The sequence below is a fragment of the Streptomyces sp. NPDC090032 genome (assembly GCF_044748025.1).
Lineage (GTDB): Bacteria > Actinomycetota > Actinomycetes > Streptomycetales > Streptomycetaceae > Streptomyces.
The window spans coordinates 606,428-619,346 of the sequence record NZ_JBIVFF010000002.1; the positions used below are offsets into that span (position 1 = coordinate 606,428).

The window sequence follows — 12,919 nt, forward strand, 5'->3', positions numbered from 1 at the left end:
ACCAGGCTGCGCTGCGCCGTGCTCGACGACTACCAAGGCGTGGCCTTGTCCATGGCGGACTGGACCAGAGTGGGGACGGACGTCGAAGTCCGGTCCCTGCAACGCCACTTGCCGACCGAGGACGCGGTCGTCGCGGCGGCCGGCGACTGCGAGATCGTCGTCGCGATGAGGGAACGCACAGCTTTCACGGACACCCTCTTCGCCCGCCTCCCGCAGCTGCGTCTCCTGATCACCTCGGGGATGCGCAACGCCGCCATCGACCTGGCCGCAGCGGCTCGGCACGGCGTCACGGTGTGTGGCACCGCCAGCAACTCCGAGCCGGCCGTCGAACTGACGTGGGCGATCATCCTCGGCCTCGCGCGGAACGTGGTGCGCGAGAGCAACGCCCTGCGCGACGTGGGCCCCTGGCAGAGCACCCTCGGCGCCGACCTGCACGGACGCCGCCTCGGCCTGCTCGGGCTGGGGAAGATCGGCACCAAGGTCGCCCGCGTCGGCCAGGCCTTCGGCATGGAGGTGACCGCGTGGAGCGAGAACCTCACCGAAGAGCGCGCGGGGGCGGCCGGCGTCAGCCTCGCGCACTCCAAGGAGGAGCTCCTGGAGAGCAGCGACTTCGTCTCCGTCCACCTCGTGCTCGGCGACCGCACACGCGGGCTGATCGGCGCGGCGGAACTCACACGCATGCGCACCACGGCCTACCTGGTCAACACCTCGCGCGCCGCGATCGTCGACCAGGACGCTCTGGTGCGTGCCCTGCGCGACGGCTGGATCGCGGGGGCGGGCGCCGACGCCTTCGAGACGGAGCCGCTCCCGGCCGACCACCCCCTGCGCAGCGCCCCGAACTTCCTCGGCCTGCCGCACCTCGGCTATGTCACCCGCCGCAATTACGAAGGCTATTTCGAGGGCGCGGTCGAGGACATCGAGGCGTTCCTGGCGGGGAGTCCGGTCCGCACCCTCACGGCCTGAGCAGGACAGAGGCGGCCCGGGCCGGACGCGGGGCGAACGGCAGGGCGGCGGTACGTGCGAGGCCACGGGGGGCCGCACGATCGGCGGTGACGGGGGCAGGGACGATGCGGCGCTGGATCAAGGTGGCGGTGGCGGCCGCGGCGGTCCTCGGCCTGGGTGGCTCCGTCGCCGAGCCGTAAGCCCAGGACTGGTGGCTGGTCGGACGCGCCTGTGACGGGGCCGTGCTCCGTCCCCGCAGAACCCGTCGTGCGCGAGAAGCTTCCTCGCACCGCCTGTCCCAGCCGACACGTCCCCCCATCCACGAGGCCGACATCGCCGACGTGGCCGTACGCGCGCTCCTCGACGACGACCTCCTGGGCCAGGCGCTCTCGATGACCGGCCCGGAGGGACTGGCCATGGCCGAACAGGTGGAGAACCTCGGGCAGGCGCTCGAACGCCCCCTGCGCTTCGAGGAGATCGGCCCCGAAGCGGCGAAACAGGCCATGTTGTCCGTGCACGCCTGGATGAAGGAAGCGGCTGTCGACTCGCTCCTGAGCTATCTGGCCCACTCGGTCGGCCACAGCGCGCCGGTCACCCAAGAGGTCCCCCGCGTCCTGGGCCGCCCCGCCGGACCTTCGTGCAGTGGGCCGAGGATCACGCGGACGCGTTCCGGCGCTGAGGAAGCACGTGCGCGCCCGGCGGAACCCCGAAATCCGGCGTCAAAACCCCAGCTCAACGGTTTTCGCAGGTCACGAGGGGTGGCGTAACTTCGGCGTAACGCGGAAGGTGTGGGCGGTGGGGTAGCTTCGGGCCCGGAAGCAGGTGACGAACGGTGCCGAACCACCCCATGCATGACGAGGAATTCCAGCGCCCCGGCGGCACGCCGCCCCGGGCCGAGCGGGCGCGGCGGGCCGCCGACACGCTTCGGCAGCAGATCACCTCCGGTGTCTACGCACAGGGACTGCTGCCCGACGAACGCCGGCTCGGCCATGCGCTCGGCGCCACCCGCAACGTCATCAGGGAAGCCCTCGCGCTGCTCGCCGACGAGGGGCTGATCATCCGCAGGCGCGGTGTCGGCACCCGCGTCGTGACGGCGAAGTACGGGCACGGACTCGAACGCCTCACCGGCCTCGCGGAGACGCTCGTCGACCACGGCACCGTGACCAACGAGGTGCGTGCGGCCCGGACCGTGCCGCACGCACCGACGGCGGTCACCGAACGGCTCCGGCTCCCCGACGGATCCGAGGCCGTGTACTTGGAGCGCCTGCGGAGCCTGGACGGCCGGCCCCTCTCGGTCGATTCGACGTGGCTCGCCCCCGACATCGGTCGGCCCCTCCTCGACTGCGATCTGGCCCACCGGGACGTCTTCGACCTCATCGAGGAGACGTCGGGACACCGGTTGGGCAGCGCGGAGGTCACCGTGCATGCCGTCACCGCCGAACCGGACACCGCTCGGCTCCTCGAAATCCCCGAGGGCGCAGCCCTGTTCGCGATCGACCGCCTCACATGTCTCGCCGACGGCCGCCCTGTGGACGCGGAGACCCTGCGCGTGCGGGCCGACCGGTTCGCCCTGCAGGCCCTGGTCCACCGTGGTCCCGTACGGCCCCGCACCTGACCGCGGTACACCCCTTTCCTGACCGCAAGACACCCCTCCCCGCTGCCCTCGGAGGCACCCCCATGCCCATGGACCTCGACGTCCTCACCCTGGTTCTCCTCGCCCTCTTCGGGCTCGCGGGAGGCATCGGGATCACCGCGGTGGGGCCCGGTGGTGTGCTGCCGACGATCGGGATGTTCCTGCTGACCGGGCTGTCCCCGGCCGGGGTCGCGGGCACCGCCATCGCCACCCATGTGGCGACCGGCGCGCTCGGCACGGCCGCCTACACCCGATCGGGACAGTTGCGGGACGCGGCCACGCGGCGCACGGCGACGGTCCTCGCCTTGGCCGCCCTCCTCGGCACACCTCTCGGTGTCCAGCTCAACACCCTTGTCTCGGGGCAGGGGTTCGGGATCCTGCTCGCGTGCGCCGTCACCGTGACGGGTGTCCTGGTGTGGGTGCGCGAGCGGCGCGCCGGGGCCGCGGGGAGCGAGCCCGTGAGCGTGCCGCTCACGCGAATTGCCTTGGTGGGCTTTGGAGTTGCCGTCGCGGCCGGGCTCTTCGGCCTCGGTGGACCGATGCTGAGCGTGCCGCTCCTGGTCGTCTGCGGGCTCCCGGTGCTGTCCGCGCTCGCCGCGGCGCAGGCGCAGTCCGTGGTGATCGCGGCGATCGGCACGCTCGGGTACGTGCTGCACGGTTCGGTCGACTGGAGGCTCGCCGCGCTGGTGGGTGTGCCCGAGCTGATCGGCGTGATCGTGGGGTGGAAGATCGCCCACGCCGTGCCGGCGCGCCGCCTCAAGTACGCCCTGGTAGGAACACTGCTGGCACTGGCCCCGTACCTCGCCTTCCACTCCTGACGCCCCGGACCCGCCCGTGTGACCGAAGGGCGGGCCCGGGACGAGGAGTTCAGCCTCGGTCGGGTCGCGGCTGGAACGTGCCGCCGTACATCGGCAGCCGCACGCTGGAGCCGTAGCGCTCCAGCTGGGCCCAGGGCCGGTTGAGGCCCGAGGAGCCGAACTCGCGGACGCGGGTGACGGCGTCCAGGTCGAGGACGTCCGCCAGGAGTTCCTGGCCGGGGCCCGCCTGCTGGCGGATGGTGCCCTCGGGGTCGACGATGACGCTGGTGCCCACGGCGGCCGGGTCGGCGGCGTTGACGTTCACCACGTACACCTGGTTCGTCCAGGCGTTGGCGCGGGCGCACACGATCTCCATGTCGCGGTCCCTGGTGGTGGTCAGGGTGGGCTGGACGATCACTTCGGCGCCCAGCCAGGCGAGCTGGCGTGCGGTCTCCGGGAACGAGCCGTCGTAACAGATCGCGAGGCCGATCCTGCCGATGTCCGGGATGTCGAAGACGACGAACTCGCTGCCGGGCGCCGTCGTTTCGTAGGGCTGCCAGGGAAAGACCTTGCGGTAGCGGGCGACGATCTCGCCCTGCGGAGAGACGGCGAGCGCCGTGTTGTAGACGGTGCCGTCGGCGGTGCGCTCGTAGACGCTGCCGGGTATCAGCCACAGGCCCGTCTCGCGCGCGAGGTCGCAGATCCGGTCGGTGAGCGGTCCGGGGACGGTGACGGCCGCCTTGTCCATCCAGTCCTCGCGGGCATCGAACAGCGGTGCCTCCGCGGACAGCATGAGCTCGGGCACGACGACGAGCTGGACGTGCGGAAGCAGGGCGCGGGTCGATCGGACCCGGTCGGCGAACAGCGCCCATGTGGCCTCGGGATCGAAGGGGACAGGGGCGGTCTGTACGGCGGCGATGCTGAGCGTGCGCATGGATCAGTCCTCGGTGACGGTCAGTCGGGTGACGGCGGTGCGGCCGTCGCGGAAGAAGGAGCGGAAGCGGTGGCGCAGCGCCAGCATCACGACCAGGCCGAGCAGGACGGAGCCGAGGCCCAGCAGGAGAACACCGCCGACGCCGAACAGTGAGGTGGAGCCGTACGAGGGGTCGGTCATGTCGACCGCACTGCGGACGAACGCGGCGAGCATCATCAGCCCGCCGGCGAGCGGCAGCACACCCTTGAGGAGCGCGTCCCGCCAGGAGCGGCGAAGCTGCCCTCGGAACAGCCAGACGCAGGCCAGGCCTGTGACGCCGTAGTAGAGCGCGATGAGCAGGCCGATGGAGAGGATCGCGTCGCCGAGGAAGGCGGGCGAGAGCCAGGTCAGAGCGGCGAGGAGAACCGCGGCCGCCGTGCCCATGAAGACGGTGCCGAAGGACGGCGTGCGATGGCGCGGGTGGATGCGGGCGAACGCCTGGGGCAGCGCGCCGTGGACGCTCATCGAGAGCGTGGCCCGCGAGCTGCCGACGACGCAGGTGAGCAGCGCGGCGATCGCGGAGACACAGACGGCGAGCTGGACGCCCTTCGCGAGCGCCGTGCCGAGGACGGGCGGGCCGAGGGCGGACAGGACGTCGGCCGCGTTGCCGGCGTTGCCGAGTCCCAGGCCTGAAGTGCCCGTCCCGGCGAAGCTGATCGCGGCGACCGCCGTGAACAGATACGTGACCAGGAGGACGAGCGTCGAGATGAGCGCGGCCTTGCCGGGGGTGCGCTCGCTGTCGCGGGTCTCCTCGTTGACGGTGAGCAGCGCGTCCCAGCCCCAGTAGATGTAGAGGCAGAGCAGGACCGCCTTGGCGAACGCGCCGAAGCTGTCGAAGCCGAACGGATCCAACCAGGCGAGCGAGGGCGTCAGCGCCCCGTGCCGGGCGAGCGCGGCAGCGCCGAAACCGAAGAGCGCGAGGAGTTGGAGCCCGAGCAGCACGTACTGGACGACCGCGGCGAGCTGGAGGCCGCGGTACGCGATGACGGTGATGGACCCGATGAGCAGCGCCGCGGTGACGGCGACCGCGGTCTCGTCGGAGGCCAGTGAGTCCAGGCCGAGGAGCCCGAGGAGGTATCCGGCGCCCACCTGGGAGAGCGCGGCCATGGCAGTGACCGTGGCGAACTGGGTGACCCAGCCGCCCAGGAGCCAGCCGGACGAGGGGCCGAAGGCGCGCGTCGTCCACACGAAGGTGGTCCCGCAGTCCGGCATCTCCTTGTTGAGCTCGCGGAAGGCGAAGGCCGTCAGCAGGATCGGCACGAATCCGAGGAGCAGCGCGGCGGGCGCGAGGTGGCCCACGGCCATCGTCACGAAGCCGAGGGTCACGGCGATGCTGTACGCGGGGGCGACCGAGGAGAGGCCGAGCGCCACCGAGGCGAGCAGCCCGACGGACCCGCTCCGCAGGCCCTTGGCGGGCGGTGGGGACGTGGTGGTGGGGGCGGGTGTCTGAGGGGGATCAGGGTTCACGGCGGCCTTCTGGTCGGCGGCGACTTTTCGTTAAACCGAGATTTAACGAACGAGTCGTGAGGCCTGTCAAGACTGGGTTCGGTATCTTTACCCCGGCATCAGCGAATCGGCTGGGATATGGACTGGTGCCGGGTCGGAATCGGATCGGACGGAGGCGGTCGTGGGACGGCGCAAGGACCAGGAGGCGCGGCGCGCACAACTGCGCCAGGCCACGCTCCGCGCACTGCACAGCCGGGGCCTCGAAGGGCTGCGACTGCGCGATGTCGCCGAGGAGGCGGGGGTCACGTCGGCCGCGGTGCTCTACTACTACGACGACCTCGACGAGCTGATGTACGAGACGTTCCAGCGGGCGAACGAGCGCTTCAGCCGCGAGCGCGAGGAGAGCGCCGAGAAGTTCCAGGACGCGCGGGACCGGCTGCGGGCCTGCGTCGAGCACGGCGTCGCCGACGGACCCGACGACCTGCTGCCCCGGCTGCTCTTCGAGTTCTGGCCACGCAGCCTGCGCGACCCCCGGGCGGCCGCTCTCGACGCCGCACTGACCGAGCGTCAGATTGCGGTGTACTACGCCACGTTGGTCCTCGGTGAGGCGCAGGGGCACTTCACTCTCGCCGAACCGGCGGGCCAACTCGCCGCCGGGTTCGTCGCGATGGAGGACGGCTTCCAGATGGAGGTCCTCGCGGGGCGCCGCACGCGGACCGAAGTGATCGGTGCGCTGCACGGGTACGCCCGGATGGCCACGGGCTTCGACCCGTCGGCGTGAGGCGGGACGCGCGGGCGCGCGGTCACATCCCGAACCGGCGCACCGACTGCTCCTCCTGGGCGATCCTGCGCAGCATGAGGAGGACCGGCTCGTACAGGACCGCCGCCGCGACCGCGGCCTCGACCTTCTCCACCTCCTCGGGGAAGACGTCGAGCCGGTCGAGGTCGTGCTCGGCCACACGCTCCATGTGCCGTGCGTACGGGGCGAGTTCGGGCGTTCCGCAGGGGTAGCCCAGACGGTTGAGCGTGGCGACCGTCGTGACGAGGGTCCGATACGAGGGGGAGAGGCTGCCGATCTCGCGCGCGGAGTCCCAGCCGAGCTCCTCCAGGAGGCGGTCGACGGCCGAGGCCGCCTCGACCGTGGCCGGGTCGTCCTCGGGCGCCTCCGGCGGCTGCGGCAGCGCCCACAGGGCCGCGCCCATACGGATCGTGCGGCCCAGCGAGTCGTCGTCCACCGCCGCGAGCACCTCGCGAGCGGTCGCCACCGGCACCCGGCCGACCTGGATCAGCGCCCGTACGAGTCGCAGCCGGCGCAGATGGGAGTCGTCGTACTCGGCCTGTGTGGCCGTGATCCGCCGCCCTGGGGGCAGGAGTTGCTCCCGCAGGTAGAACTTGATGGTGGGGATGGAGACCCCGCTCAGCTCGCTGAGTTCCGCGAGTCGCATCTCTTGCACCCCTTCTTGGGCAGTGCCACTATCCAAGCACGGGTGCCGGGGCGGTGGCACTCCCCAACCCAGCCGAATCGGGGGCGACATGGGCACGAGGACGAACACCGGACGGACGACCGCGGGCATGCAGGGGGATGTGGTGGTCTTCCTCATCGGTATGCGCATCAACCACTTCTGGGCGGTCCACCGGTGGCTGCCCGTGTTCGTCGCGATGCCCATGATGATCAGGGAACTGAACCGCGACCGCTCCCTCGGGCTCCTGCACCACATCCTGCTCACCGGCTCGCCGCGCACCTACATGGTCGTCCAGTACTGGGAGTCGAAGGAGAAGCTGCTCGCCTACGCCGCGGCCCCGGACAAGCGCCATCAGCCGTGGTGGGCGCGGATCAACCGGTACGCCCGCAAGGGCGCGACGCACGTCGGGATCTGGCACGAGACCTACGTCGTACCCGAGGGCTCCTACGAGACGATCTACGGCGACATGCCGGCCCAGGGTCTCGCCAGGGCGTTCGGCGTCGCGGGCCTCGAAGACGGGGTGCAGGCGCAGGACCGGCTGCGGGTGTGAAGCGGAGTCCCTGAGTCCGGGCGCCGCCGTCGCCTCCGGTCGATTGTCAGTGCCACCAGGCACGATGGCAGCATGACAACGACTTCTGGTGAGTTCGTCCTGGCCGATGCCGCTGCCTATGCCCAGGCCGTCGCGGACGCGTCCCTGGCGGCGGGCGCCTACTACACGGGCGGGACGTCCGCCCTCGACGACGACGCGTACGACCGGCTCGTCCGGGCCGTCGCCGCGTACGAGGCGGACCACCCCGACGCGGTGCTGCCGCAGTCGCCGACCGGGAAGGTCGCGGGCGGCGCCGTCGAGGGGGACGTGCCGCACACGGTCCCGATGCTGAGCCTGGACAACGTCTTCGACAGCGAGCAGTTCACCACGTGGACCGCGTCCGTGGCCCGCAGGATCGGGCGCGATGTGACCCGGTGGAACGTCCAGCCCAAGCTGGACGGACTGGCCATCGCCGCGCGCTACCACGAGGGCCGCCTCACGCAGTTGATCACCCGGGGCGACGGGACGGCCGGGGAGGACGTCTCGCACGCGATCGGCACCATCGAGGGCCTGCCCGACCGCCTGCCCGACCGCCTGACCGATGCGCACACGGTCGAGGTGCGGGGTGAAGTCCTCATGACCATCGGCCAGTTCGAGCACGCGAACGAGGTGCGTACGGAGCACGGCGGCGCCCCCTTCGCCAACCCGAGGAACGCCGCGGCGGGCACCCTCAGGGCCAAGGACCGCGCCTACACGGTACCGATGACGTTCTTCGCGTACGGCCTGCTGCCCCTGCCGGACACGTCGGCCGAACACGCCGAAGCGCTGCACTCCCTGGCCCACGGCGAGCTGATGGACCGCGCCGCAGCCCTCGGGGTCAACACACCGGCCACGACAGCCGTTTCGGGACTCACCGTCGACAGTGTCGAGGAGGTTCTCGCCCGGGTCGAGCACATCGCGGGCCTGCGCGCCGAGCTGCCGTTCGGTATCGACGGGATCGTCGTCAAGGCGGACCTCGCCGCCGACCAGGAAGCCGCCGGATCGGGCACGCGCGCCCCGCGCTGGGCCATCGCCTTCAAGCTGCCCGCCGTCGAGAAGATCACCCGCCTCCTCGACGTCGAGTGGAACGTCGGCCGTACGGGCGTCATCGCCCCGCGCGCCGTACTCGAACCCGTCGACATCGACGGCAGCACGGTCACGTACGCCACGCTGCACAACCCGGCCGACATCACCCGCCGCGACCTGCGGCTCGGCGACCACGTGATGGTCTACAAGGCGGGCGACATCATCCCCCGCATCGAGGCGCCCGTCGCCCACCTGCGCACCGGCGACGAACAGCCGATCGTCTTCCCCGACGTGTGCCCGCAGTGCGGCTCCGGCATCGACACCAGCGAGCAGCGCTGGCGCTGCGAGCGCGGCAGGAACTGCCACCTGGTGGCCTCGCTGTCCTACGCGGCCGGCCGCGACCAGCTCGACATCGAAGGCCTCGGCGGCACCCGCGTCGTCCAGCTCGTCGACGCGGGCCTGGTCACCGATCTCGCCGACCTCTTCGCCCTCACCCGTGACGGGCTCCTGGCGCTCGACCGCATGGGGGAGACCAGTACGGACAACCTCCTCGCGGCGATCGAGGCCGCCAAGGCCCAGCCGCTGTCCCGGGTGCTGTGCGCCCTCGGAGTGCGGGGCACCGGACGGTCCATGTCCCGCCGTATCGCCCGGTACTTCGCCACGATGGACCACATCCGCGCCGCGGACGCCGAGGCGATGCAGCGGGTCGAGGGCATCGGCGCCGAGAAGGCCCCGGTGATCGTCTCCGAGCTGGCCGAACTCGCCCCGCTCATCGACCGGTTGGCGGCAGCGGGGGTGAACATGACGGAACCCGGCGCGACCCCGCCCGCCCCGGAGGAAGAGGCCGAGAAGGACGGAGCGGGCGAACGGGCGGCCGACGCAGGCCCGCTGGACGGCATGACCGTCGTCGTCACGGGAGCCATGACCGGCCCTCTGGAGAAGCTCAGCCGCAATGAGATGAACGAACTCGTCGAGCGGGCCGGCGGCAAGTCCTCCTCCAGCGTCTCCAAGCGCACTTCGCTCGTCGTCGCCGGTGAGGGCGCGGGATCCAAGCGGGCCAAGGCCGAGGATCTGGGCATCCGCCTTGCCACGCCGGACGAGTTCGCCGAACTCGTCGCGAACGTTCTGGAGTGATGTGAGGCCGTCCGTGGAGAGGCTGCGCAGATGACTGTCCTGGCCGAAAAGGTGCTCTAGACTGCTTCGCCGACGAGGCGCTCGACCATGCGCCGCACCGGAGACAAGGGTCGTCGACGGCCCTGCGTGGAGGACACATGGCATCGGGGGGATGGGGACCGGACAACGGCCCCAGAAACAACGGCGGACAGGCGCCGACGGGTCCGGGCTGGGGCAACCCGTACGGCCCACCACCGTCCGGACCTTACGGTCCGCCGCCCGGGCAGGCGCCGTACCCGCCACAGCCGATCCCGCCCCAGGGCGGGCCGTACCCGTACGGCCCGCCGCGGGTGCCGGTGGCGCCCCGCCGCCGCAACCCGCTGCGCCGCGTGCCGGGCCTCAACATCGTCTCCGCGATCATCCACTCGGCACACCGCGTGGCGACCCGGCTCTTCGTGCAGGACGGCGGCGTCCGCATCAACGACCCCCTGGTGGTGCGCGTCCAGATCTTCCGCTCGGTCCTCGGCCTCCTCGCCACGCTCGCCCTGGCCTTCTACTACGGCAAGGGCGAGCAGGCGTGGCACGGAGCGGCGGAGGACGGCTTCGGCAACCTGCTCATCACGCCGGTCCTGCTGATCGTCACAGGTCCGCTCGTCGTCCTGGGCTTCATCCTGTACGCCCCTCCCCACCTGCGGTCGGCGCTGCGCGCCCGGCTCAAGGGACCGCTCAAGACGGTGGCCTGGTATGTGGGGTCCGTGGCTGTCTTCGTCACCGTGTGCGTGGTGGCGATCAACAGCGGCTACCTGGACAAGCTGCCCAAGTGGGCGGCGGCCCTGAGCGCGCTCGTCGTCCTGACCGTCATCGTCTGGGGCCTGCCGTTCCTCTTCTTCGCCTCCCTCTACTCCGCCAAGACCGCCTTCAACACCGCCCACGTGCATCCGATGCTGCCCGCCGTGCTGACCGCCGTACTGGTCTGGGCGGTGGCGGTCTTCAACCTGATCGATCAGGGCATGCCGAAAGGCCCGGTCGCGGCACAGCTCTGCTCCCTGCTGGGTGGCCCGCTGTCAGTCACGGCCGTCGCCCTGTGGGAGCTGCGGAGAATGCGAACCCGCCACGGAGTCGTCCTGCGTGGCTGATCTCGGCCGCATCGCCTTGGCCCGGCGGGGAGTTGACCCGGTGTGACTCAGTCGCCCGGACAGCAGAGCCCCGCCGATGCCACCGCCCCGCGCCCCGATGAGCATCCGGCCGAGGCGGAGCGCCGGCCTCGGGCCTGGCGTGAGTACGGGACGCTTTTGATGGCGATAGTGGGGCTCATGCTGTCGCTGACCACCTTCCTGGCGACGGCGCTGCGCTGACCGCCTTTCCGGCGAAGGCTCTGCCCGACCACCGCCATCGCGAGGGCTCTGCGCCGACCCCCGCGGCCGCTCGGCCCGCACGACTCCAGAAGCGCCGAAGGCGTCGGCGCTTCTGGAGTCTCCTGGCCCTGCGCACCCCGATCCGGATGCCATGAGGAGGCGCGCGGCGTGATCATCGTGGCGGGCCCGGGCGAGACCGAAGGCGCGGATCACCCAGATGCAGAGAAGGCTTTCACCTTCTTCACAATTTGTTGCGACGTTCACACACGGAGCGACGAACGTGACAGGATCCCGGCAGCCGCCCGCCGCGGCGCCGTAGAATCGAGGCATGGACACCACGCGGCTCGCGCGGCTCGGCGCCGGGAAGTACCTCCTGGTCACCAGCTTCCGGAAGAACGGCACCCCGGTGGCCACCCCGGTCTGGGTGGTCAGGGACGGGTCCGCACTCGGTGCGTGGACCGCCGCGAACTCCTGGAAGGTGAAGCGGATCCGCAACCGCGCGGATGTCCTCGTGGGTCCGTGCGACGCCCGCGGCAACCCGACCGGCGATCAGTTGCCCGCCACGGCGGAGATCTGCTCCCCCGAGGTGACGGCGCGTTATCGCAACCTGATCCGGAGCAAGTACGGCCTGCTCGGCAAGGTGACGCTGTTCGGCAGCCGGCTGCGCCGCGGCCTCGACGGCACGGTAGGCATCCGCATCACACTCGGCGAGTGAACGCGGCGGTCAGGCCGCTTCCCGGCGCTCGGGCCGAACGGGGCCCACAGCCGTCTCCGCGCGGAACGCGACGACCATCTCCCGCGCGTGCCGCAGCCCGATCCGCGTGAAGTCGGCCTCGAGAACGTCGAGTTCGGCGAGCGTGTCGCGACGGTCGTGGCCGAGCCGGGAGCGCGACTTGACCAGCCCGAGCCGGCACAACGCCACACCACGCGGTTCGTGCAGGGCGCGGAACTCCGCCAGCGCCGAGGCGTAGACGTCCCGGGCCGCCTCGTAACGCCCGTCCCGGTAAAGGACGTTGGCGCGCATCTTGTGGTTGTACGCGAGCGCGCTCGCCAGATCCATCGCGCGGCAGATGCCCTCGGCCTCGGAGAGCAGGGACAGCGCACGGTCGGGTTCGCCCCGGACGGACAGCACGTCGGCCACCCCGCGCAGCGACCACGCGGCTTCGATCCCGAGCCCTACATCCGAAGCCCCCGCCTCACCGATAGCTACAGGCGTTCTCGCAACTCGCGAACAAAGCCAGGACCGAGGAGCCAGCGATGCTATGCGGGCGGATGGAGGCTTTGCAGTCGATCAGCAGACCGTCGGTGATGAAGTCCGCGTCGGCACCACCGAGAACGCTGCTGCCGGCGAACACCGGCCCGCACACCTGCTCATGGGGTGGCAGCGCGCGCAGCGGGGCGAACGGCTTGTCGGAGAGCTGCATCTGCTCGGAGATGTCCTTGAGCACGTACCGAGGCACCGCGGCGGTGAGGTGATCCAGGCGCGTGTCGGCGTCGGCCTGGGCCAGCAGATTGCGGCGGCGGGAAAAGACACCGTTGCGGTACACGGCTTCGAAGAACCGGCCACGTGGCACAGCCGCGTCAACTGCTCCTCGGCCAGGGG

At 71.1% G+C, this 12,919-nt stretch carries 14 protein-coding genes and 1 pseudogene; 10 read left to right on the forward strand and 5 right to left on the reverse strand.

The annotated features are described in order from the left end of the window. Window positions 1-51: 51 nt before the first annotated feature. The 4 genes from ACIPWY_RS06490 to ACIPWY_RS06505 all read left to right on the forward strand — a co-directional run bounded on the left by ACIPWY_RS06490 (window position 52) and on the right by ACIPWY_RS06505 (window position 3,393). Complete coding sequence (locus ACIPWY_RS06490) at window positions 52-963, forward strand: D-2-hydroxyacid dehydrogenase family protein (protein WP_393699016.1); 912 nt, start codon at window positions 52-54, stop codon at window positions 961-963. Between the two features lie 320 nt (window positions 964-1,283). Then, window positions 1,284-1,709 carry a hypothetical protein gene (locus ACIPWY_RS06495; RefSeq protein WP_393698815.1) on the forward strand — a complete coding sequence of 142 codons (426 nt, stop codon included), beginning with the start codon at window positions 1,284-1,286 and terminating at the stop codon, window positions 1,707-1,709. Window positions 1,710-1,789: 80 nt separating this feature from the next. Next, on the forward strand, window positions 1,790-2,557 hold the full coding sequence (locus tag ACIPWY_RS06500) for a GntR family transcriptional regulator (protein ID WP_362900322.1): 768 nt from the start codon (window positions 1,790-1,792) through the stop codon (window positions 2,555-2,557). Window positions 2,558-2,619: 62 nt separating this feature from the next. Further along, window positions 2,620-3,393 carry a sulfite exporter TauE/SafE family protein gene (locus tag ACIPWY_RS06505; protein WP_362900319.1) on the forward strand — a complete coding sequence of 258 codons (774 nt, stop codon included), beginning with the start codon at window positions 2,620-2,622 and terminating at the stop codon, window positions 3,391-3,393. 49 nt (window positions 3,394-3,442) lie between these two features. On the opposite strand, the gene ACIPWY_RS06510 is transcribed toward ACIPWY_RS06505, so the two are convergent. Both ACIPWY_RS06510 and ACIPWY_RS06515 read right to left on the reverse strand, forming a co-directional pair. Beyond that, window positions 3,443-4,306, reverse strand: a complete 864-nt coding sequence (locus ACIPWY_RS06510) for a carbon-nitrogen hydrolase family protein (protein WP_362900317.1) — start codon at window positions 4,304-4,306, stop codon at window positions 3,443-3,445. 3 nt (window positions 4,307-4,309) lie between these two features. Further along, entirely contained in the window at window positions 4,310-5,812 is a 1,503-nt protein-coding gene (locus tag ACIPWY_RS06515) for an APC family permease (protein ID WP_393698821.1), read from the reverse strand. A 160-nt stretch (window positions 5,813-5,972) separates the two neighbouring features. Between ACIPWY_RS06515 and ACIPWY_RS06520 the strand changes: the two genes are divergently transcribed. Next, window positions 5,973-6,572, forward strand: a complete 600-nt coding sequence (locus ACIPWY_RS06520) for a TetR/AcrR family transcriptional regulator (RefSeq protein ID WP_393698823.1) — start codon at window positions 5,973-5,975, stop codon at window positions 6,570-6,572. 22 nt (window positions 6,573-6,594) lie between these two features. Here the strand turns inward: ACIPWY_RS06520 and ACIPWY_RS06525 are convergent, their stop codons facing one another. Beyond that, on the reverse strand, window positions 6,595-7,236 hold the full coding sequence (locus ACIPWY_RS06525; protein ID WP_362900311.1) for a MerR family transcriptional regulator: 642 nt from the start codon (window positions 7,234-7,236) through the stop codon (window positions 6,595-6,597). An 88-nt stretch (window positions 7,237-7,324) separates the two neighbouring features. On the opposite strand from ACIPWY_RS06525, the gene ACIPWY_RS06530 reads away from it, so the two are divergent. From ACIPWY_RS06530 to ACIPWY_RS06550, 5 genes are all read left to right on the forward strand, one after another. Next, a complete protein-coding gene (locus ACIPWY_RS06530) occupies window positions 7,325-7,804 on the forward strand; it encodes a DUF4188 domain-containing protein (protein WP_393698825.1) in 480 nt (159 codons plus the stop codon). Between the two features lie 72 nt (window positions 7,805-7,876). Then, on the forward strand, window positions 7,877-9,982 hold the full coding sequence (gene ligA, locus ACIPWY_RS06535; RefSeq protein ID WP_393698827.1) for an NAD-dependent DNA ligase LigA: 2,106 nt from the start codon (window positions 7,877-7,879) through the stop codon (window positions 9,980-9,982). A gap of 137 nt (window positions 9,983-10,119) precedes the next feature. Next, window positions 10,120-11,097 (forward strand): hypothetical protein, encoded by a 978-nt coding sequence (locus ACIPWY_RS06540; protein WP_393698829.1) that lies wholly within the window; start codon window positions 10,120-10,122, stop codon window positions 11,095-11,097. Window positions 11,098-11,139: 42 nt separating this feature from the next. Then, window positions 11,140-11,316, forward strand: a complete 177-nt coding sequence (locus ACIPWY_RS06545) for a hypothetical protein (protein WP_362900303.1) — start codon at window positions 11,140-11,142, stop codon at window positions 11,314-11,316. Between the two features lie 328 nt (window positions 11,317-11,644). After that, window positions 11,645-12,031, forward strand: a complete 387-nt coding sequence (locus ACIPWY_RS06550) for a PPOX class F420-dependent oxidoreductase (protein ID WP_362900301.1) — start codon at window positions 11,645-11,647, stop codon at window positions 12,029-12,031. Window positions 12,032-12,040: 9 nt separating this feature from the next. On the opposite strand, the pseudogene ACIPWY_RS06555 reads toward ACIPWY_RS06550, so the two are convergent. Both ACIPWY_RS06555 and ACIPWY_RS06560 read right to left on the reverse strand, forming a co-directional pair. Then, a pseudogene (locus ACIPWY_RS06555) lies at window positions 12,041-12,475 on the reverse strand (hypothetical protein); the annotation flags it as partial. Between the two features lie 37 nt (window positions 12,476-12,512). After that, window positions 12,513-12,863 carry a hypothetical protein gene (locus tag ACIPWY_RS06560; RefSeq protein ID WP_393698832.1) on the reverse strand — a complete coding sequence of 117 codons (351 nt, stop codon included), beginning with the start codon at window positions 12,861-12,863 and terminating at the stop codon, window positions 12,513-12,515. Window positions 12,864-12,919: the final 56 nt, after the last annotated feature.